Genomic DNA, 18,882 nt, shown 5'->3' with positions numbered 1-18,882 from the left:
AGCCATTCACGACCATCCCATTACCCGACGCCGTGGCAGCGAGTGGGTGACGCTCCCGTCTTTTGTTTGTTATCTCATTTTAGTGAAGCCTCAATATTTGTTTAGTAAAGCTTCAAGAACTCGGCAAGCCTTTTTCAAGCAAGCATTTAACGATAAGTCAATGTGACTAAGGATTTAGTCCTGAATGGATGGGGCCGTAAGATTGTTGACAATAGGCGTGGGTTGTCGGCTAGTTAGCCGATGGTATGAAGTGAAAATTTGTTTTCATGCTCTACAGTGTCAACAATCAGCAGAGTGGATGTCGTCATCCATCTCGCATACTGGGCCGCCAACTGGGTACTGTCATGAGCTCCTACAAGAATGAATACCGCCAGTCCATCGAGCATCCTGAAATCTTCTGGGCCGAGCAGGCCAAACGTATTCCCTGGTTCGTTTCGCCACAGACCATTCTGGAATATGACGATCAGGGGCATGCTCGTTGGTTCGTGGATGGAGAAATGAATACTTGCCATGCGGCGTTGGATCATCATGTCGAATCGGGGCGTGGTGAGCAGGCCGCGATACTTTGGGACTCTCCGGTTACGGGCGCCAAGCGGCAACTGAGTTATCGTGAGATGCGTGACCAGGTGGCAATGTTCGCCGGTGCTTTGGCCGAGTTAGGTGTTGAAAAGGGCGATCGAGTGGTGATCTACATGCCTATGGTGCCGGAGGCCCTGATCGCCATGTATGCCTGCGCGCGATTGGGTGCTGTGCATTCGGTCGTATTCGGCGGCTTCGCGCCTCATGAACTGGCGGTGCGCATTGAAGATGCCGAACCCCGGGTCGTCATTGCCGCTTCTTGTGGTGTGGAAGTCGACAGAGTGATTCCCTATAAGCCAATCGTCGACGAAGCGCTACGCACCAGCCGCCATCAACCGGATGCGACTGTGATCCTGCAGCGCGATCAGCTGCATGCCGAACTCGGTGAAGGTGACCACGAGTGGCAAGCATTGGTAGATGCTGCCAAGCCGGTACCTTGTGTGCCGGTCAAAGCCACGGATCCTTTGTATATCCTGTATACCTCAGGTACGACCGGCAAGCCCAAAGGGGTAGTGCGCGATAATGGCGGTCATGCCGTGGCTCTGTACTACTCCATGGAAACCATCTATGACATGGCACCGGACGAGGTGTTCTTCTCGGCCTCCGACGTGGGGTGGGTCGTGGGACATTCCTATATCGTTTATGGTCCTCTGCTGCGGGGGTGCACCACGCTCGTCTATGAGGGGAAGCCGGTGCGTACCCCGAATGCGGGCGCTTTCTGGCGTTTGATCGAGGAGTATCGAGTCAAGACCTTCTTTACCGCTCCCACGGCGTTCCGGGCGATCAAGAAAGAGGATCCGGATGGTCAGTGGCTGGCCAAGCATGATATTTCCAGTCTTAAGGCATTATTCCTGGCGGGTGAGCGACTCGATCCACCAACCTTCCACTGGTTGGAAGATTTATTGTCAGTGCCTATCGTCGATCACTGGTGGCAGACCGAAACCGGCTGGCCGATTGTCGCCAACCTGCAGGGGTTGGAAGCGATGCCGATCAAGGCTGGTTCGGCAACCGTGGCGGTGCCAGGGTTCGATGTTCAAGTACTGAACCGTGACGGTGAGTCGGCCGCGGCCAACGAGCAGGGCAGCGTGGTGATTCGCGAGCCCATGCCGCCGGGATGTCTGGCGGGTATCTGGCGCGATCCCCAGCGCTTCCATGGCGCCTACATGGCGGCCTTTCCGGGATATTACCTGACCGGAGATGGAGGGTACTTCGATGACGAAGGTTACCTTTTCATCATGGGGCGTACTGATGATGTGATCAATATCGCCGGTCATCGGCTTTCAACCGGAGAGATGGAGGAGGTGTTGGGGGCACACCCAGTGGTGGCTGAATGCGCTGTAATCGGCATTCACGATGCTCTGAAGGGGCAGGTGCCAGTGGGGCTGGTGATTCCGAAGGATAGCTTTTCCGGTGATGAGGTGGCACTGGAAGAAGAGCTGATCGCTCTGGTTCGCCAGAAGATCGGCGCCATCGCTTGTTTCAAGCAGGTGCTGGTGGTGTCGCGGTTGCCCAAGACGCGCTCTGGCAAGATCCTACGCAAATTGCTGCGTCATATTGCGGATGGCAAGGAATATGGCGTGCCGTCGACCATCGATGATCCCACTAGCCTCGAGCACGTGCGTGATGCCATGTGTGCCCGTGACGTAGGGCAGGCTACGGATGCGCGGCAGGTATGAGCTTGCGCAGTATGGCCCTGACTCGCGTATAATCACTCCCTACCAATGATTGACGCCACGGCATAAGCCGTGGCGTCGCGTATGTTCGAGGGTTCCCTCACCCCTCCTGGCAAAAAAAGGCTTGCAGATAATGTTCGCACTGTCGTCTTCCCAAACTCGTCGCTTGTTGGCGGCTCTGGTCACTTTTCATATCCTCATCATCGCTGCCAGCAACTATCTGGTACAGTTGCCGTTCACGATGTTTGGTTGGCATACCACTTGGGGAGCGTTTAGTTTTCCATTCATCTTTTTGGCCACTGACCTGACCGTGCGACTGTTCGGCAAGGAACCAGCGAGGGCAATCATCACGCGGGTAATGCTGCCAGCGTTGGTGATTTCCTATGTGGTTTCGGTGGTCTTTCCACGAGGAAGCTTCGCCGGTCTCGAAGGGCTGGGGGATTGGAACCTGTTCGTGGCGCGTATTGCGTTGGCCAGTTTCATGGCCTATGTGCTCGGTCAACTATTGGACATTCATGTCTTTGATCGCTTGCGCCGACTGCGCTTGTGGTGGGTGGCGCCAGCGGTTTCCACGCTGTTCGGCAATTTGGCCGATACCTTCGCGTTCTTTTCGATTGCTTTTCACAATAGCCCCGATGCTTTCATGGCTGCTAACTGGCCGGAAATCGCTTGGGTCGATTACGTCATCAAGCTAGGGATCAGTCTGCTGTTCTTCCTGCCGCTGTACGGGCTGTTGTTGGGATGGCTCAGTCGTCGCCTGATGGGAAGGACCGGCCAGACAGATCGTGCCCCTGAGTTGACGACACCTATTTCACGTTGAGCAGCCAACCTCTTGGAGATATCGCAAGGAGAATGCCATGACGCTGGAACTTCACACCCTCGACACCGGCGGCGAGGGGACTCCACTGGTGGTCATTCATGGTTTGCTGGGGAGTGCCGACAACTGGCGCTCGCATATCAAGCAGTGGCAGCAACGGCGACGCGTGGTGGCCATGGACCTGCGCAATCATGGTCGCTCACCGCATGCCGAAGGAATGAGTTACCGTGACATGGCTGACGATGTGCTGGGCGTGCTGAATCGGTTGGATATCGAGCACTGCCATCTGCTGGGCCATTCAATGGGGGGGAAAGTGGCCATGACCTTGGCGCGACTCCATCCACAACGAGTGGCTTCACTGTTGGTTGCTGATATCGCGCCGGTACGCTATGGCCATGGTCACGATGCAATATTTGCCGGGTTGCGCCATGTGGAGGCCAAGTCGCCTGACAATCGACGTGAAGTCGATGCCCTGTTGGCGGAGTATGTGCCGGAAAAGCCCATTCGTCTGTTCCTGGCTACCAACCTGGTACGCGATGAAGACGGTCTCATGCGATGGCGGGTCGGGCTTGATCAGATCCAGGACGCTTATGAGGACATCCGGGCTGAGCCAGATGGTGATCGCCCTTATGAGGGGGCGGCCTTGGTGGTGCGAGGAGCCAACTCGCATTATGTCACCGATGAGATGTTGCCTCGGGTGCATGAGGTGTTGCCGCAGGCTGAGATCGTCTCGCTCGATGCGGGGCATTGGCTACACGCTGAACGCCCTGACGCCTTCCAGGACACGGTCAATGCCTTTCTCGACCAGGTCGAAGGAAGACGGCAGGTCTAAACTAGGTTGGCCGTTCCGTCAGGGAGCACTCAGATCCACAGCAAGCCTTTCGATGGGGTATCGCTCCTGAATTAGTCCTTGTTCATAAAGAAAGGTCTGGAAGTTCAGATAGTGGCGTGCATCAAGCGTTGCCGGGCGCAACGACAGTCGGCGTAGCATGCCTGGCCAAGCCTGCTGGTTGGCTTTGGTATTCAGTCCCGGCTCACTACGTATCATTAGCTCCCAGGCTTCGTCGGGATGGTTGATGATCCAGTGGGTTGCATCTTCGAGAGCGGCAATTAGCCGGCGAATATCGTCTCGCTGTCCATTGAGGTGATCGCGATTGGCTATCAGAATCAGTTCGTCATAACGCGGCAGTCCGTGCTCCTCGACCATGAAGCTCAAGGGCACAATCCCTTCCTCCACAAGTTGGAAAGGGGCAACATGACGCATGGCGCCAATCACGGCATCGACACGCTTTTCTACCAATGCCGGCCCCAGGGCAAAATCCACTCTTTTCAAGGTGACATCGTCGAGTGTCACGCCGTGATGGGCAAGCATGATGGCCAAAGCCGGCTGGATATCGTCTTGGGTAGCGTAGCCGATGGTCTTGCCCCTCAACTCAGAGATGGCACCGATGCCATTACCTTCGCGAACGACCAAGCTATTGAGTGGTGTGCCAACCAGGGTAGCAACACGGATCAGTGGTAGCCCTTGATCGATCTGCCGGTGTAGCTGTGGTTGACGACCTAAGGCCAGGTCAGCCCGTGAGGCAGCGACGAGTTTGGTGGGTACGCTTGGATCGGCGGGCGCTGAAAAGCTGACCTTGAGCCCTTGCTGATCGAAATCACCTCGCTCACGCGCCACGATGAAGGCCGCATGCTGAGGACTGAGGTACCAATCGAGTACCACATTCAGTTCCCGCGTAGGCGGCGGCGCAATAGGTTCCGGGGCACGCAGGATAATGGAGGGTGGCACTACGGGAACGCCTGACGGCGGGCCTGGTGTATCGATGCCTGGGCCGCCACCGGTCGTAGGCTCACCATCCGCAATACGGGATACTACCTCGATTACCTCTAGTGCGGCTTCGTCGTCGACTTGGTTGGCCTGAACGCTATCTGGCCTGCCGGTAAGCAGCGGAGTGCTCAGAATCAACGCTACGAACAGGGCCAGGCATACCCCACCCAAGCGGCGTTGCATGCTCGTCATCAGAGTGTCTCCACCAGCGAATCTTCTGGCCTGCGATGGCAAGCATGACCAGTGATACGGAAAGCCAAGTTTATCCTTTGGTTACATTGTCTGCATAGTCGCTAAGCTGTCGTTCCTGGCCTTCGTCATCGCCGCCGAGCCGGGAGCATGGCATAATTCGTTTTTCGATTACGTTCTGTTGCCATGGATAGCATCAATACTCTCTTCCTGTTCAGCGGCCTCCTGATCGCCTTGAGTATCCTTGCCAGCCGCTTGTCGGCAATGGTGGGGCTTCCCTTGTTATTGATCTTCCTGGGCCTGGGGATGCTCGCGGGCGAAGAAGGAGTGCTGGGTATCCAGTTCGACGACTACTCGCTGGCGTTCTTGATCGGGCACTTGGCGCTGGCCATGATCCTGCTCGATGGCGGTTTGCGTACACGGCTGAAGACCTTTCGTGTTGGCTTCAAACCGGCCTTGTCGCTAGCTACCTTGGGAGTGTTCATCACCAGCGCTTTGGTCGGATTGATCGCGATGTGGGTCTTTGGCCTCAGCTTGGTACAAGGGTTGCTGGTTGGGGCGATTGTCGGTTCCACCGATGCGGCAGCCGTGTTCTCGATGCTCAGTGGGCGCGGTGTCAATCTCAATGAGCGGGTCGGGGCCACCTTGGAGATCGAGTCGGGGACCAACGACCCGATGGCGATCTTTTTGACCATTATGCTGGTCGAACTGCTAGTGGGCGAAATCGGCGGCATCGGTGAGACGCTGACCTTTCTGGTATCTCAGTTCGGGCTAGGGCTGCTCATTGGTATTGGAGCCGGTTGGTCGATCGCCCGTCTGTTGCGCTCGTTGGACCTGGCGCCAGGACTTTACTCATTACTGGCACTGGCATTGGGTTTCTGTGTCTTCGGTTTGACCAGCGGGCTTGGAGGTAGCGGTTTCCTGGCGATTTATCTCGCGGGATTGATGATCGGCAACCAGCCTGGTCGACATCTCAACTTCATCTTGCCTGTCCATGATGGGTTGGCCTGGCTGAGCCAGATCGGGTTGTTCCTGGTGTTGGGGCTGTTGGTCACACCCAGCGAGATGCTCGAATATGCGTTACCGGCTTCCTTGGTGGCCCTGGCTTTGATCTTCATCGCCAGGCCCTTGGCGGTTCTGATATCGATCAAGCCGTTCTTCAAATTCCGCTGGCGAGAAATTGGTTTCATTTCTTGGGTGGGCTTGCGTGGTGCCGTGCCGATCGTACTGGCGATCTTTCCGGTGATCGGCGGGGTGGAAAATGCCTCCCTTTACTTCAATGTGGCCTTCGCTGTGGTGTTGATGTCGCTGTTGATCCAAGGGGCGACTCTCTCGCAGGTGGCGCGCTGGATGAAGGTCGAGGTTCCGCTGGGTGTAACTCCCAACCGGCGTGGTCCCTTGGGTGTCCTGCCAGAAAACGATTATGAAATGTTCGTCTACCAGGTCGAGAATGAAGATCTCGACGATGTTCCGATCCGACTGTTGCGTTTTCCATCCGGCGCTTTGATATCGGCACTATTCCGTCAGCATGCCATGCTGCATCCCAAAGGCAGTACGCGTCTACGGGCGGGGGATGTGGTATGTGTGATAGGACGTACCGGTGACCTGCCGGCGCTCAATCGCCTGTTCAATGGCGATGCCAAGCTGAAGCGGGAACGTGCCTTCTTCGGGACATTCACGTTGGATGGCGATGCCCTGATGAGCGATGTGGCGGCGGCCTATGGTTTGACCCTGAGCCCAGGGGAACAGGACATGACCCTGGCGGAGTTCGTATCGCTGCGCGTTGGTGGGCACCCTGTGGTAGGCGATGACGTGGGCTGGCATGGTATCCACTGGGTCGTCAGTGAGATGGAAGGCAATAAGGTCACCAAGGTCGGGCTACGCCTTTATCATTGACCCGTCATCAAGAAGCGATAACGTCTTGATCGCAAACAGGCTCTTGACGAACACGTAAGAGCTGGTAATATTCACCGCCGTGAGCCGGAGGGATGGCAGAGCGGTTGAATGCACCGGTCTTGAAAACCGGCAAGGGTTAACGCCCTTCCAGGGTTCGAATCCCTGTCCCTCCGCCACTCACTATCAGAATATCGAAAGGCATCAGCTACTTGGCTGATGCCTTTTTCTTTGCAGGTGATCTGCCGAATGTTTCTGTTCAGTTTTTTACTGCGCGGAACTCAACGTTCCCTGCACCACTGGTCATAGGTGCCTTTGGTATCGGGGCTGCCCCAACGCCACTTTTGCTCGATGTCCAGCATTTCTTCCCTGTTCCATTGCTCGACCCTTTCACAATACTCTTCCTGCTCAGGAGTCAGGTTCTTAGGATCGACCACCACGTTCTCTTGTTCGGGTTGATCCAGGACTAGTACGTAAACGCCTGCGGCAACAATACATATCATTCCCAGGACTATTATTTTCTTCATTGTCCAAGCCTATTATTGTTGCGCGTTTTTACTAGCATAGTCTTTCGTAACACATGGTTACAAACATGTGCGTAACACTGCTGGCTGGACAGAGATGAGAAAGCCCACGAATCGTAAAGGTGCGGTGGGCTTTTTGCATTCAATGAAGAGTGTGCGCGTCGGTGCTACCGTCATTCCACCGTGGGATCGGGATCGTTCGCTTCTTCCTGTTCGGCATCCTGGGAGGATTTCATGCTTTGGCGCATTTCTTCAGCCCCTGCAATGGTGTCATATACGCCAAGGCTGGTACCGGTATCGGCATCGTAGACTTCGTAGCGAACGCCTTCCTTGCCGAATACCTTCCTGATTTCTATGGCGTTTCTTAGCATTCTTACCTCGTGATTGATTGACTCGTAGTAGAGACTCCCGATGTTCTTTGGATGTTCCTGCCAAGGCACCACATTGCGTCCATGACGCTTCGACAACTCGGCTACCCAGTAGCGATACTGGTGATAGGAACGCTGGTAGAGGGGAGGTTATGCTGCAACGCTTCGCAACCAACACAGCGGGTACGGACTATGTCGTGGGCGATATACATGGTTGCTACGACCTGCTGGTAAGAGAACTCAAGCGGGCCGGGTTCGATTACCAGCGTGATCGTCTATTTTGTGTCGGGGACTTGATCGACCGAGGGCCCAGTTCCCTGGAGTGCCTGCAACTTCCTTTCGAACCTTGGTTCCATTCGGTACGCGGCAATCACGAGTTGCTGGCCCATGATGCCTTTGAACTGGGACGTTGGGGCATGTGGCTGCTCAATGGTGGTGTGTGGGTGCGCGACGAGGACCCGCAGGAGGTCCGCGAGCGCTTGCGCGAGGCCTTGCCCCATATGCCCTATGCATTCGAGATCGAGGTTGAAGGAGCCCGCGTGGGGATCGTGCATGCCGAGCCGCCAACCGATTGGTCCATGATCGTGCCCGGCGACGATGCCTTGGAACACCATCTGGTATGGTCGCGCCGACGCATCGAGCGACGCGATACGTCACGAGTCACAGGCATCGATGGCGTGGTGGTTGGCCATACCATCCTTAGGGAACCGCTATGGTTGGGTAACGTCTACTATATCGATACCGGAGCGTTCACTACGGGGCGACTTACGCTGATACGACTTGTGGATGTGATCAGGATGATCGGCGAATGAGTCATGGAGGCGAGGTGACGAAGCGCGAGAGGGAGCACAGGCCCGTGCCTGCGGTATTGGCTGTCGTCGTGCATGATCACAAGGTGTTGTTGGTACAGCGGAGCAACCCCCCGGATGCCGGGTGTTGGGGCTTCCCCGGTGGCCATATCGAATGGGGCGAACGGCTTTTCGATGCAGCGGAACGTGAACTACATGAAGAAACCGGTGTCGACGCGCGCGCGGAAGAAGTGCTGACAGCGTTGGACATGCAGGCGGAGGAGGTGGCTGAAGGCATCGGGTACCATCATTTTGTCCTGGTGGCGGTGCGTTGTGCCTGGAAGGGAGGCTCAGGAACGGCCGCCGATGATGTCCATGCACTGGGATGGTTTACGCTGGAGCAGGTGGCCGGCTTGGGTAATCGTGCTAGTGACGGTGTATTTGCACTTGCGAAATTGGCGCTTAGCCCCCATACATAACACTGCATGTGCGGCGAGAATCCAGGGTGGTTAGCAAGTGACCGGTGGTTCGAACGTTAAGCGGTAAATCTTGCGTTGAGAACCTCGAGACGGCATTCTTGGCCGGCAGGCTTGATCAACAACAGAAGGAGCATCGATCGATGGCCTATCATGATACGCAGGTAACTCACCGCCAGGTGGGTGCTGTCAGTGCCAACAAGGTACTGCGCAACACTTATGCCTTGCTGGCGATGACATTACTGTTCTCTGCTGTGACCGCTGGGGCGGCCATGGCAATGGGCATCGAACGCATGAACATATTGGTGTTCTTCATCGGTGCCTATGGACTGATGTTCTTGGTCCATAAGACCGCCAATTCCGCGGCGGGCCTGTTGGCTACTTTTGCCTTCACTGGCTTCATGGGCTTCACGTTGGGGCCGATTCTCAACGCCTATCTGGCGTTACCCAGTGGTCCGACGCTGATCATGAACGCCTTGGCAATGACGGGGGCAACCTTCATTGGTCTGTCGGCCGTGGCCTTGGTGACAAAGAAGGACTTCAGCTTCCTGGGGAACTTCTTGTTGGCGGGAGCCATCGTACTGGTTCTGGCCATGGTGGCGGCGCTGGTCTTCAACATCCCGACGCTTTCCTTGGCGGTTTCCGCCGGTTTCGTGCTGTTCTCTTCGGCGGCGATCCTCTACCAAACGAGTGAGATTGTCCACCGTGCGGGTGAGACCAACTACATTCTCGCCACCATTACGCTGTATGTGTCGATCTACAACCTGTTCATCAGCTTGCTTTCGTTGCTGGGCATCATGAGCAGCGATTGACAATATGCGTGTGGTAAAGCGCTGGCCCCGCCGACTTGGTGGGGCCAGTCTGTTTGTAGCTCTCATCGATGAGGATTCAGGTCATGCGTTATGCGCTACTGGTACAAGGCGGACCCTATAGCCACCAGGCATCGCATTCAGCGCTGCGCTTTGCGCAGGCGGTCGTAGCGCGTGGCCACCATCTGGCAACGGTGTTCTTCTATCATGATGGTGTCTACAACGCTGCGCGCCTGTCAGCGCCTCCTCAGGATGAACCGCATCTACTCGATGCCTGGCGTCGCTTGAATGACGAGCATGGTACTGAGCTGCTGGTGTGCATTGCGGCAGGTTTGCGTCGGGGGCTGCTTGATGAGCGCGAAGCGGCGCGCCATGGAAAGCAGGGGCACAGTCTCGAGGCCCCCTTTGAATTGACCGGACTGGGTCAACTGATTGAGGCTGGTAGTCACCATGATCGTCTGGTGACCTTCTCCCCTTGAGATGCAACATGACGAGACAGGATATGAGTGCCATTCCCAACGGTGATCTACTAGTGATTTTACGCCATGGGCCCCATGGTAGTAGCTGGTTGCGAGAGGGTTTGGATGCCGCTCTGGTGGCGGCTGCTTTTGGTCAGCGTGTCAGCCTGCTGTTTCTCGGTGATGGTGTAATGGCCCTGTTGGGGGGGCAGCAGGTGGGGCCGTTGGGGCAGAAAGGGACGCAACCGATGCTAGAAATGTTGGGAATGTACGATATCGAGACGCTTTTGGTCGATCGGGGAGCATTGGTCGAGCGCGGAATCGGCGTCAGTGACCTGTCCGTGACGGTATCGCTCGTCGAGAGTGAGGACATTGCCAATGTCTTGGCTCATCATCGGCAGATCTTGAATTTCTAGTCGACGGGGCTGGGCCTCATAAGGAGTAAGCCGGCATGATTCTGCACATACTCAACCGGTCGCCGTCCGCGAGTCGCATCTTTCAGCAGGCCCTGGATGCCATGGGACCGGATGACCGTTTGTTGTTGATCGAGGATGCGGTGCAAGGCGCATTGCCGCAACTAGTGCGCTATTTCGAGCCGGTGATCGGTCGGCTCTTCGCACTGCGCGAGGATCTGGTATCGCGTGGGCTGGAGGGGCGCTGTGATGATCGGGTATTGGTAGTCGATGTAGACGGTTTCGTCACTTTGACCGAAGAAGCCGACAAGACAGTGAGTTGGTTCTGATGGCAGCAACCGAAATATACCGTTATCTTAGGGTGGGCGACAGGGATATCCCCTTGGATCCCGAAGGCTATCTCGTGCACCTTGAAGATTGGTCGCCCGAAGTGGCACAAGCACTGGCTACTGAGGAAGGTCGCGAGCTGACTCAGGATCACTGGGATGTCATCAGGGTGCTACGCGATTTCTACACTCGCTTTGAGGCAGCGCCGTCAATGCGGCCCCTGGTCAAGGCCGTGGGGCAGGCGTTAGGTCCCGAGAAAGGCAAATCCTTGCACCTGATGAAATTATTTCCTGATAGCCCTGCCAAAGTAGGGGCACGTTTGGCTGGATTGCCCAAACCAGCCAACTGCCTGTAACCCACATGAATTTTCTTGCCCATGCCGCATTGGCCCATGGTGGCAGCGACGATTTTCTGTACGGAAATTTGATTGCTGATGGTGTGAAAGGGCCCGATCTGTCGGCCTGGAGGCCGATAGTTGCCGACGGCATTCGACATCACCGGCGGGTCGATGCGTTCGTCGATACTCACGATATCGTACTCCAGGCGCGACATCGCGCTCCTGTAGATCAGCGGCGTTACGCCGGGATCGCTCTGGATCTGTTATGGGATCATTTCCTAGCCCGGCGCATGCAAACGTCAACGGCTCACCAGCGATTGGTAGCTCGCTGTTATCGTCTGCTTGAAGAACGTCCGGCACCGGAGCGGCTGGCGCCGATGATGCCGGTGCTGGTCGAAGAGGACTGGTTACGTCGCTACGCTGACTTTTCCTTCACGTGCATGGCGGTGACAAATATCGGCCGCCGCCTGTCGGGGCCTAATCGACTGGCTTTGCTGGTGCCATGGATGGAAGCCGACTACCAGCGCCTGGAAGTGGATTTCCAGGCGCTATGGAAAGAGTTACACGAACGACTGGGTGTAGGAAGCACTGAATAAATCGACGAGTGGCTTCAAGCACAAGGCGCCCGGAGCGCAGCAACTGGAGCATATGGGGTATATGTAAGGCTTGTGAGCACCGCGTAACGCGGTGATTGAGCTGCGCAGGCATTTATTCAGTGTTTCCGTGGGATCAGCCCTCGACCAGCCATAAACATTCCACTGTATCGCCTTCCTTTAGTTCGCTGTAAGCAGGAATTACGGCTAGTGCATTGGCTGCGATACATGATGACAGTACTGCGGAGTTCTGGTCGGCAAATGCTGCGGCTCTCGGGCCTGCGGGGTCGAATATCAGTGCGACTCGCATGTAGTGCTGCCTCGCCTGGGTACGCGTAGCGAACTCACTACGTGCATGAATGCGTGGCAGCTGCTTGAGTACTGGGCAGCCGAGGAGTTCGCCGATCAATGGACGCAAAAATAGCCAGGCGCCGACATAACCAGAAACCGGATTGCCAGGTAACCCGACGAAGCGGGCTTCACCATGTGTCTTGGGTAGCCTACCCAAGGCCAGGGGCTTGCCGGGTCGCATGGCCAAGCGCCACATGTCCAACTGTCCCAGATGCTCCAGAGCGCGTTTGACGTGGTCTTCTTCACCGACACTGACACCGCCAGTGGTAATCACCACATCGGCGATTTCGGCGGCTTCGGCCAGCATGTCACAAGTCGTCACGTAGTCGTCCGGGACACTGGCGAGGTGCACGACATCCGCCCCGAAACGTTCCAGCAGGCGTTTCAGCATCGGTCGGTTGGAGTTATAGATCTGTCCCGCAGCAAGTGGCTCGCCGGGTGAGATGACTTCATCCCCTGTCGAAAGCAATGCAATGCGTGGACACCGGCGCACTGCCACCTCGGTGATCCCCTGGGAAGCGAGCTGACCCAGTGCAGCTGCCTCGAGGCGTGTACCAGCGGGCAGTAATTCGCGACCGGCGTGTACATCACGGCCGCGGCGGCGGACGTTATCTCCGGCTGGAATGTCAGCTGGGATCCATACGCCCTCGTCGCGTATTTCCACTCGTTCCTGCATCACCACGCAATCCGCGCCAGCAGGGATGGCACCGCCGGTGAAGATGCGTGCACAGGTGCCGGCATCCAACGGTGCGCCAGACTCTCCGGCGGCAATGCGCTGGGAAATGGGTAGCACCCGGCCGGTATCCACAGCGCGCACGGCATAACCATCCATCGCGCTGTTGTCGAAAGGTGGGACATCCAGGCGTGCAGTCACGGAATTGGCCAGTACCCGACCGGCAGCTTGCTCGCAAGGCAAGATTTCACTAGGCAAGGTAGCGACGCCATCGAGCAGTGCATCCAGTGCCGTTTCGACACTTTGTAGCTCGTTAGCCATGCGTACCTCGACCGGGAATGACCAGGTTCGCGTAGTTGCATGGCTTGTGGCGACTATCGAGTTGTTCGCGCAGAATGCCGTCCCATGCGGTGCGACAGGCTCCGGTAGAGCCGGGCAGACAGAACACCACCGTGGCGTTGGATAGCCCTCCAAGGCAACGGCTCTGGATGGTCGAGCTGCCGATCTCCTGCCAGGATAGATGCCGGAACAGTTCACCAAAGCCCTCAATGGTCTTGTCCAGCAGCACACGCACGGCTTCAGGTGTCGAGTCACGCCCGGTGAAGCCGGTACCTCCGGTGGTCAGTACCACCTGGATCTCCGGATTAGCGATCCAAGCGGCAACCTGGGCACGAATGCGATAAACGTCATCGACGACGATACGTTTCTCAACCAGTACATGACCAGCCTCGGTTAGACGCTCAACCAAGGCTTGGCCGCTGCGATCAGTCTCTTCGGTGCGGGTATCGGAAACCGTCAGCACCGCACACTGCAGTGGGACGAACTCGTCGCTCATTCCTGTGCCTTCTTCTTCTGTTGACGGGTTTCCAGAGCGGCCAGCTGTTCGGGTGTTGCCGGCATCTGATACTTGTCTTTCCATTCAGAATAAGGCATGCCATAGACGTATTCGCGTGCCGTTTCGTAATCGAGTTCGGTACCGCGCTCCTCGGCAGCAGCCACCAGCCACTTCGACAGGCAGTTGCGGCAGAAGTCGGCCAGGATCATTAGGTCGATGTTCTGCACGTCCTTGTTCTCGTCGAGATGTCTGAGCAGGCGACGGAAGGCGGCGGCTTCCAATTCAGTGCGAGTGCTATCGTCGAGTTGATGCATGACATGGAACTCCTTGAGGAAATTGCCTCAAGCATAACAAAAGACACCGCCCGTGGGCGGTGTCGGAACGACATCATGATCAACTCGATCGTTGGGGGCTGGTGGGTTCGTTACCGAGGCTGGGCTGGCCGGGATCATTGACATCGACGGCCTGGTCCTTGGCTTTTTCGTACCACAGGTTGTGGTGCTCCTTGGCCCAGGTCTCATCGACGTAACCGGTGGCCATGCCTTCCAGCGATCCTTCGGTCCCTAGCGTGCCGATATAGATGTGTCCTAATGCCACCGCCGTGAGCCCGAGTGCGCCAATGGCATGGATGATATTGGCCCATTGCATGGCATCGCGGTCCTGACCATAGTTGGGGAAGTCGAGGACGAACCCGCTGACGACCACTGCGAGCCCGGCGGTAGCGAGCAACCAGTACCAGACTTTCTCACCGGCATTGGCGAAATCGGCATCTGGATGGCGACCCTTACCGATCAACCCACCTCCTTGTTTGAACCATGCCCAGTCATGCTTCTTGGGTAGGTTGCGCACCAGGAACTTGGCCAGGATGATCACCAACAGGATCCCGAACACTGGCCCAATGTAGTTGTGCAGCACCTTGGTACCGGACATCATGCTGGCCCAGATGGCATCACCGAATAGCGGCCTGAACACGAACTTGCCGTATAACAGGTTGAGCCCGGACAGGGCCAGAACGATGAAAAGTGTTGCAACCGACCAATGGAGAGAGCGTTCCAATATCGTCCAGCGCAGTAGCTTGCGCCCGCTGCGTGGTTCATCCAGGTGCTTGCGGCCGACGATCAGATAGAACAGCACGATCATCGCCAGCATCGCGCCAATTGCGATCATGCCGAAGGGCGAGACCCATCGGTTACGAATCTGTCGCCAGGTTTCACCACTGGCATTGATCAGGTTGTAGTTGGAGTCGAAGCGACTGTCGCGGTAGTTGGCTCCCGTTTCACCGCTTTTTACCTGCCGCCAGACGTCGGCATCCACCGCCGGCACGGCAGTGGAAATTTCCCTTTCCGGATCGGCCTGTGCCAGTGCCGTGGTGGTGGAAAGACTCAAACTGCCCAATACCACCAGGGCGAATGCCAGCGTTCGCCAGAACACCAGCCAGGTGTGGGGAGTGGACATGGTACCTCCTTAGCCCTGACGGCTGGCATCGTAGGCGAGGTTGTCGGCATCGGCCCTCGGGTTACCGGACCAGGCGCCATCCTTGTGACCGCGCTGGACGACCCGCTGGCGGAAGATATCGGCCACCGTCTGCGCATCACCGGCAAGCAGTGCCTTGGTCGAACACATTTCGGCACAGAGTGGCAGTTTGCCTTCGGCGATGCGATTGGCGCCGTACTTCTGGTATTCCTCTTCCTTGGTCTCGGCGGGGCCACCGGCGCAGAAGGTGCACTTGTCCATCTTGCCGCGTTCACCAAAGGCGCTCTGCGTGGGGAACTGCGGTGCCCCGAAGGGGCAGGCGTAGAGGCAATAACCGCAGCCGATGCACAGATCCTTGTCATGCAGCACGATGCCATCATCGCGCTGATACAGCGTCTCGGTAGGGCAGACGGCAATACACGGGGCATCGTCGCAGTGCATGCAGGCCACCGAGATGGAGACTTCGGAGGGCTCGCCGTCATTGAGAGTTACCACACGGCGACGCTGGATACCCCATTCCACCTCGTTGGCATTCTTGCAGGCGGTAACGCAGCCGTTGCATTCGATACAGCGTTCCGCGTCGCACATGAATTTCATTGTGGCCATGGTATTCTCCTCAGCTTACCTTCTCGATGCGACACAGGGTGCACTTGGTTTCCTGCATCTGGGTCACCGAGTCATAGCCGTAGGTGGTGGCAGTGTTGGCCGCTTCACCAAGCACGTAGGGTGCCGACCCCTCGGGATAACGGTCATGAAGGTTTTCGCCCTGGAACATGCCGCCGAAGTGGAAGGGCATGAATACCACCTCGCGCGCAACGCGAGGAGTCACCAAGGCCTTGACCTTGACGCGTCCCCCTTCGGCGCCCTCGACCCAGACCATATCGCCTTCCGCAACTCCCAAGTCATTGGCCAGTGCCGGGTTGATCTCGACGAACATTTCCTGCTGCAGTTCAGCTAGCCAGGACATGGAGCGGGTTTCCTCGCCGCCGCCTTCATATTCGACCAGGCGTCCGGAGGTGAGGATGATCGGGTAGTTTCCGGTGACATCCTTTTCCTGGATGCTCTTGTAGAGGGTCGGTAGGCGGTAGTGAGATGCCACATCGTCCCAGGTCGGGTAGTCGGCGACCAGATCGCGTCGACTGGTATAGAGCGGTTCGCGATGCTTGGGAATGGGGTCGGGGAAAGTCCAGACGTTACAGCGTGCCTTGGCGTTGCCGAACGGTGCGCACTCGTGGGCGATGGCGACTCGCTGGATGCCACCGGAAAGGTCGGTCTTCCAGTTCTTGCCTTCGGCCTCTGTCCTTTCCTGGTCGGTGAGATCAGCCCACCAGCCGAGATCCTTGAGCATGTCGGCGGTGAACTCCGGGTAACCGTCTTCAAGTTCCGAGCCTTGGCTGAAGACGCCATCGGCGAGGATGTTCTCACCATTGCGCTCGATACCGAAGCGGGCACGGAAGGTCAGACCACCCTCCGAGACCTTCTTGCTGGTGTCGTAGAGGATTGGCGTACCAGGATGGCCCATCTCGGCGGTACCCCAACAGGGCCAAGGCAGGCCGTAGTAATCACCATCTGCTGGACCACCTTCGGCTTGCAGGGTACGGAAGCTGAAAGTGTGCCAGTTCTGCTGATGAGCCTTGAGACGCTCGGGACTCTGGCCGGTATAGCCAACGGTCCACATACCACGGTTGAACTCCCGAGTGATGTCTTCGACCAATGGTTCGGAGCCGTTGACCTGGATGTGTTTGCAGAGCTGATCTGCGAAACCTAGCTTATGGGCAAGTAGGTACATGATCTCGTGGTCTGGCTTCGACTCGAACAACGGTTCGATGACCTTGTCGCGCCATTGCAGCGAGCGGTTGGTGGCGGTGACGCTGCCAGTGGTTTCGAACTGGGTGCAGGCAGGCAGCAGATAGACCCCGTCGCTGCGGTCGTGCATGACGGCTGCCACGGTCGGGTAGGGGTCGACGATCACCATCATGTCGAGTTTCTGCATCGCCTGGCGCATTTCCGGGCCACGGGTCTGAGAATTCACGGCATGGCCCCAGTAGAACATTGCCTTCAACGCCGTGCGCTGGGAGATGCTCTCGTCTTCCTCGAGCACCCCGTCGATCCAGCGTGAGACGGTGATGCCGTTGGCATTCATCGGCTTGCCATCGACGTATTCGTTCGGGTCGAAGCGGCTCTCGAGCCAATCGTAGTCGAGGTCCCAGACGCGAGCCCAATGCCTCCAGGCACCTTCCTCCAGCCCGTAGTAGCCGGGCAGGGAATGAGACATCAGTCCCAGGTCCGTAGCGCCCTGGACGTTATCGTGGCCGCGGAAGATGTTGGCACCGCCACCGGATTTGCCGATGTTGCCCAGTGCCAGCTCGAGGATGCAGTAGGCGCGGGTGTTGTTGTTGCCGGTGGTGTGTTGAGTACCGCCCATGCACCACACCACACAACCGGGCCGATTCTCGGCCAGTCGCCGAGCGGTATCGCGCATTGTCTCCTCGGGGACACCGGTGATGTTCTCGACCACATCGGGAGGGAAGTTGGCGACTTCATCACGGACCTCGTCCATGGCGTAGACGCGTTGGTCGATGTATTGGCGATCTTCCCACCCGTTCTCGAAGATGTGCCACAGTAGCCCCCAGATGAAGGCGACATCGGAACCGGGCCGGATGCGTACATAGCTGTCGGCCTTGGCTGCCGTGCGTGTGAAGCGCGGATCGACCACGATGATGTTGGCCTGGCTGCGCTCCTTGGCCAGCAGGATGTGCTGCATGGCGACAGGGTGTGCTTCACAAGGGTTGGAGCCGACGAACATGATCGACTTGCTGTTCTGCAGGTCGTTGAGCGAATTGGTCATCGCCCCGTAGCCCCAGGTATTGGCGACCCCGGCCACGGTGGTGGAGTGACAGATGCGTGCCTGGTGGTCGGTATTGTTGGTGCCGGCCAACGCAGCGAACTTGCGCAGCAAATAGGCCTGCTCGTTGTTGAATTTGGCTGAGCCTAGCCAATAGATGCTGTCGGGGCCGTGCTGGTCGGTGAGTTCCAGTACCTTGTTGCCGATTTCCTCTATGGCCTCGTCCCAACTCATGCGTTGCCATTCACCACCGACCAGCTTCATGGGATATTTCAGACGATGTTTGGAGTGGCCGTGCTGACGCAGCGAAGCGCCCTTGGCACAGTGGGCACCGCGGTTGATGGGATGGTCAAAGGCTGGTTCCTGCTTCGTCCAGATGCCTTCCTGGACCTCGGCGTAGACGCCACAGCCCACTGAGCAGTGGGAGCAAATGGTACGCTTCGTTTCTACCTTCCCATCCAGCACCGGCGTCTTCTCGTCAGCCTTGGTCTTGCGCATCATCGGGGCGCTCAGGAAACCGGCAGCGGCCAGCCCGCCGGTGGCAGCACCGCTACGCTTGAGGAATTGGCGACGGGAAATACCTAGACCGGCAGCCTTCGGGGTATCGGATTTTCGAGATAAACGCATGGCATC

Annotated in this window: 21 protein-coding genes and 1 tRNA gene; 13 read left to right on the top strand and 9 right to left on the bottom strand. The window is 57.4% G+C overall.

Features of this window, described 5'->3' with window-relative positions:
- The first annotated feature begins 266 nt into the window (after positions 1 to 266).
- The 3 genes from L861_RS03650 to L861_RS03640 all read left to right on the top strand — a co-directional run bounded on the left by L861_RS03650 (position 267) and on the right by L861_RS03640 (position 3,901).
- Positions 267 to 2,255: a propionyl-CoA synthetase gene (locus L861_RS03650; RefSeq protein ID WP_016415206.1), complete on the top strand. Its 1,989-nt coding sequence runs from the start codon at positions 267 to 269 to the stop codon at positions 2,253 to 2,255.
- 130 nt (positions 2,256 to 2,385) lie between these two features.
- Positions 2,386 to 3,072 carry a 7-cyano-7-deazaguanine/7-aminomethyl-7-deazaguanine transporter gene (locus L861_RS03645; RefSeq protein ID WP_016415205.1) on the top strand — a complete coding sequence of 229 codons (687 nt, stop codon included), beginning with the start codon at positions 2,386 to 2,388 and terminating at the stop codon, positions 3,070 to 3,072.
- Positions 3,073 to 3,109: 37 nt separating this feature from the next.
- The gene (locus L861_RS03640) at positions 3,110 to 3,901 is read left to right on the top strand and encodes an alpha/beta fold hydrolase (protein ID WP_016415204.1); all 792 of its coding nucleotides are present in this window, start codon (positions 3,110 to 3,112) and stop codon (positions 3,899 to 3,901) included.
- Between the two features lie 18 nt (positions 3,902 to 3,919).
- Here the strand turns inward: L861_RS03640 and L861_RS03635 are convergent, their stop codons facing one another.
- The gene (locus L861_RS03635; protein WP_016415203.1) at positions 3,920 to 5,089 is read right to left on the bottom strand and encodes an ABC transporter substrate-binding protein; all 1,170 of its coding nucleotides are present in this window, start codon (positions 5,087 to 5,089) and stop codon (positions 3,920 to 3,922) included.
- A gap of 183 nt (positions 5,090 to 5,272) precedes the next feature.
- Between L861_RS03635 and L861_RS03630 the strand changes: the two genes are divergently transcribed.
- Both L861_RS03630 and L861_RS03625 read left to right on the top strand, forming a co-directional pair.
- Positions 5,273 to 6,982 (top strand): potassium/proton antiporter, encoded by a 1,710-nt coding sequence (locus L861_RS03630; RefSeq protein WP_016415202.1) that lies wholly within the window; start codon positions 5,273 to 5,275, stop codon positions 6,980 to 6,982.
- A gap of 86 nt (positions 6,983 to 7,068) precedes the next feature.
- Positions 7,069 to 7,158 (top strand) — tRNA-Ser (locus tag L861_RS03625).
- 102 nt (positions 7,159 to 7,260) lie between these two features.
- On the opposite strand, the gene L861_RS03620 is transcribed toward L861_RS03625, so the two are convergent.
- Together L861_RS03620 and L861_RS03615 are read right to left on the bottom strand one after the other, a co-directional pair.
- Positions 7,261 to 7,506, bottom strand: a complete 246-nt coding sequence (locus L861_RS03620; RefSeq protein WP_027947456.1) for a hypothetical protein — start codon at positions 7,504 to 7,506, stop codon at positions 7,261 to 7,263.
- A gap of 170 nt (positions 7,507 to 7,676) precedes the next feature.
- A complete protein-coding gene (locus L861_RS03615) occupies positions 7,677 to 7,874 on the bottom strand; it encodes a hypothetical protein (protein WP_016415201.1) in 198 nt (65 codons plus the stop codon).
- A 149-nt stretch (positions 7,875 to 8,023) separates the two neighbouring features.
- Here L861_RS03615 and L861_RS03610 point away from each other — a divergent pair, with 149 nt between their 5' ends.
- The 8 genes from L861_RS03610 (at position 8,024) to L861_RS03575 (ending at position 12,075) form a co-directional block, all read left to right on the top strand.
- The gene (locus L861_RS03610; RefSeq protein WP_016415200.1) at positions 8,024 to 8,683 is read left to right on the top strand and encodes a metallophosphoesterase; all 660 of its coding nucleotides are present in this window, start codon (positions 8,024 to 8,026) and stop codon (positions 8,681 to 8,683) included.
- Positions 8,680 to 9,138, top strand: a complete 459-nt coding sequence (locus L861_RS03605; protein ID WP_016415199.1) for an NUDIX hydrolase — start codon at positions 8,680 to 8,682, stop codon at positions 9,136 to 9,138. Before L861_RS03610 ends, L861_RS03605 begins: the two co-directional genes overlap by 4 nt.
- A 140-nt stretch (positions 9,139 to 9,278) precedes the next feature.
- Positions 9,279 to 9,947 (top strand): Bax inhibitor-1/YccA family protein, encoded by a 669-nt coding sequence (locus L861_RS03600; RefSeq protein WP_016415198.1) that lies wholly within the window; start codon positions 9,279 to 9,281, stop codon positions 9,945 to 9,947.
- Between the two features lie 83 nt (positions 9,948 to 10,030).
- Positions 10,031 to 10,423: a sulfurtransferase complex subunit TusD gene (gene tusD, locus L861_RS03595; RefSeq protein ID WP_016415197.1), complete on the top strand. Its 393-nt coding sequence runs from the start codon at positions 10,031 to 10,033 to the stop codon at positions 10,421 to 10,423.
- 8 nt (positions 10,424 to 10,431) lie between these two features.
- A complete protein-coding gene (tusC, locus tag L861_RS03590) occupies positions 10,432 to 10,818 on the top strand; it encodes a sulfurtransferase complex subunit TusC (RefSeq protein ID WP_236617040.1) in 387 nt (128 codons plus the stop codon).
- A 35-nt stretch (positions 10,819 to 10,853) separates the two neighbouring features.
- Positions 10,854 to 11,144 carry a sulfurtransferase complex subunit TusB gene (gene tusB, locus L861_RS03585; RefSeq protein ID WP_016415195.1) on the top strand — a complete coding sequence of 97 codons (291 nt, stop codon included), beginning with the start codon at positions 10,854 to 10,856 and terminating at the stop codon, positions 11,142 to 11,144.
- Entirely contained in the window at positions 11,144 to 11,497 is a 354-nt protein-coding gene (locus L861_RS03580; RefSeq protein WP_016415194.1) for a TusE/DsrC/DsvC family sulfur relay protein, read from the top strand. The genes tusB and L861_RS03580 overlap by 1 nt, the downstream gene beginning before the upstream one ends.
- A 5-nt stretch (positions 11,498 to 11,502) precedes the next feature.
- Positions 11,503 to 12,075 (top strand): acyl carrier protein phosphodiesterase, encoded by a 573-nt coding sequence (locus tag L861_RS03575; RefSeq protein WP_016415193.1) that lies wholly within the window; start codon positions 11,503 to 11,505, stop codon positions 12,073 to 12,075.
- 133 nt (positions 12,076 to 12,208) lie between these two features.
- Here the strand turns inward: L861_RS03575 and L861_RS03570 are convergent, their stop codons facing one another.
- The 6 genes from L861_RS03570 to L861_RS03545 form a co-directional block, all read right to left on the bottom strand.
- Positions 12,209 to 13,417: a molybdopterin molybdotransferase MoeA gene (locus L861_RS03570; protein WP_016415192.1), complete on the bottom strand. Its 1,209-nt coding sequence runs from the start codon at positions 13,415 to 13,417 to the stop codon at positions 12,209 to 12,211.
- Positions 13,410 to 13,931 carry a molybdenum cofactor biosynthesis protein B gene (moaB, locus tag L861_RS03565; protein WP_016415191.1) on the bottom strand — a complete coding sequence of 174 codons (522 nt, stop codon included), beginning with the start codon at positions 13,929 to 13,931 and terminating at the stop codon, positions 13,410 to 13,412. Before moaB ends, L861_RS03570 begins: the two co-directional genes overlap by 8 nt.
- Positions 13,928 to 14,245 (bottom strand): DUF1244 domain-containing protein, encoded by a 318-nt coding sequence (locus tag L861_RS03560; RefSeq protein ID WP_016415190.1) that lies wholly within the window; start codon positions 14,243 to 14,245, stop codon positions 13,928 to 13,930. The genes moaB and L861_RS03560 overlap by 4 nt, the downstream gene beginning before the upstream one ends.
- A 79-nt stretch (positions 14,246 to 14,324) precedes the next feature.
- Positions 14,325 to 15,386, bottom strand: a complete 1,062-nt coding sequence (locus tag L861_RS03555) for a formate dehydrogenase subunit gamma (protein ID WP_016415189.1) — start codon at positions 15,384 to 15,386, stop codon at positions 14,325 to 14,327.
- 9 nt (positions 15,387 to 15,395) lie between these two features.
- Entirely contained in the window at positions 15,396 to 16,010 is a 615-nt protein-coding gene (gene fdh3B / locus L861_RS03550) for a formate dehydrogenase FDH3 subunit beta (RefSeq protein WP_016415188.1), read from the bottom strand.
- Positions 16,011 to 16,020: 10 nt separating this feature from the next.
- Positions 16,021 to 18,876, bottom strand: coding sequence for a formate dehydrogenase subunit alpha (locus L861_RS03545; protein ID WP_016415187.1), 2,856 nt, complete (start codon positions 18,874 to 18,876; stop codon positions 16,021 to 16,023).
- Between the last annotated feature and the right edge of the window lie 6 nt (positions 18,877 to 18,882).

The organism is Litchfieldella anticariensis FP35 = DSM 16096 (genome assembly GCF_000409775.1).
GTDB lineage: Bacteria > Pseudomonadota > Gammaproteobacteria > Pseudomonadales > Halomonadaceae > Litchfieldella > Litchfieldella anticariensis.
The sequence above is the reverse complement of the archived record's forward strand: the minus strand, read 5'-3'. Positions and strand labels throughout refer to the sequence as shown.

Bases quoted from the DNA above. Each gene is read 5' to 3' on its own strand.
- L861_RS03650 (WP_016415206.1), top strand. From the start codon at position 267: ATGCTCTACAGTGTCAACAATCAGCAGAGTGGATGTCGTCATCCATCT.
- L861_RS03645 (WP_016415205.1), top strand. From the start codon at position 2,386: ATGTTCGCACTGTCGTCTTCCCAAACTCGTCGCTTGTTGGCGGCTCTG.
- L861_RS03640 (WP_016415204.1), top strand. From the start codon at position 3,110: ATGACGCTGGAACTTCACACCCTCGACACCGGCGGCGAGGGGACTCCA.
- L861_RS03635 (WP_016415203.1), bottom strand. From the start codon at position 5,089: ATGACGAGCATGCAACGCCGCTTGGGTGGGGTATGCCTGGCCCTGTTC.
- L861_RS03630 (WP_016415202.1), top strand. From the start codon at position 5,273: ATGGATAGCATCAATACTCTCTTCCTGTTCAGCGGCCTCCTGATCGCC.
- L861_RS03620 (WP_027947456.1), bottom strand. From the start codon at position 7,506: ATGAAGAAAATAATAGTCCTGGGAATGATATGTATTGTTGCCGCAGGC.
- L861_RS03615 (WP_016415201.1), bottom strand. From the start codon at position 7,874: ATGCTAAGAAACGCCATAGAAATCAGGAAGGTATTCGGCAAGGAAGGC.
- L861_RS03610 (WP_016415200.1), top strand. From the start codon at position 8,024: ATGCTGCAACGCTTCGCAACCAACACAGCGGGTACGGACTATGTCGTG.
- L861_RS03605 (WP_016415199.1), top strand. From the start codon at position 8,680: ATGAGTCATGGAGGCGAGGTGACGAAGCGCGAGAGGGAGCACAGGCCC.
- L861_RS03600 (WP_016415198.1), top strand. From the start codon at position 9,279: ATGGCCTATCATGATACGCAGGTAACTCACCGCCAGGTGGGTGCTGTC.
- tusD (WP_016415197.1), top strand. From the start codon at position 10,031: ATGCGTTATGCGCTACTGGTACAAGGCGGACCCTATAGCCACCAGGCA.
- tusC (WP_236617040.1), top strand. From the start codon at position 10,432: ATGACGAGACAGGATATGAGTGCCATTCCCAACGGTGATCTACTAGTG.
- tusB (WP_016415195.1), top strand. From the start codon at position 10,854: ATGATTCTGCACATACTCAACCGGTCGCCGTCCGCGAGTCGCATCTTT.
- L861_RS03580 (WP_016415194.1), top strand. From the start codon at position 11,144: ATGGCAGCAACCGAAATATACCGTTATCTTAGGGTGGGCGACAGGGAT.
- L861_RS03575 (WP_016415193.1), top strand. From the start codon at position 11,503: ATGAATTTTCTTGCCCATGCCGCATTGGCCCATGGTGGCAGCGACGAT.
- L861_RS03570 (WP_016415192.1), bottom strand. From the start codon at position 13,417: ATGGCTAACGAGCTACAAAGTGTCGAAACGGCACTGGATGCACTGCTC.
- moaB (WP_016415191.1), bottom strand. From the start codon at position 13,931: ATGAGCGACGAGTTCGTCCCACTGCAGTGTGCGGTGCTGACGGTTTCC.
- L861_RS03560 (WP_016415190.1), bottom strand. From the start codon at position 14,245: ATGCATCAACTCGACGATAGCACTCGCACTGAATTGGAAGCCGCCGCC.
- L861_RS03555 (WP_016415189.1), bottom strand. From the start codon at position 15,386: ATGTCCACTCCCCACACCTGGCTGGTGTTCTGGCGAACGCTGGCATTC.
- fdh3B (WP_016415188.1), bottom strand. From the start codon at position 16,010: ATGGCCACAATGAAATTCATGTGCGACGCGGAACGCTGTATCGAATGC.
- L861_RS03545 (WP_016415187.1), bottom strand. From the start codon at position 18,876: ATGCGTTTATCTCGAAAATCCGATACCCCGAAGGCTGCCGGTCTAGGT.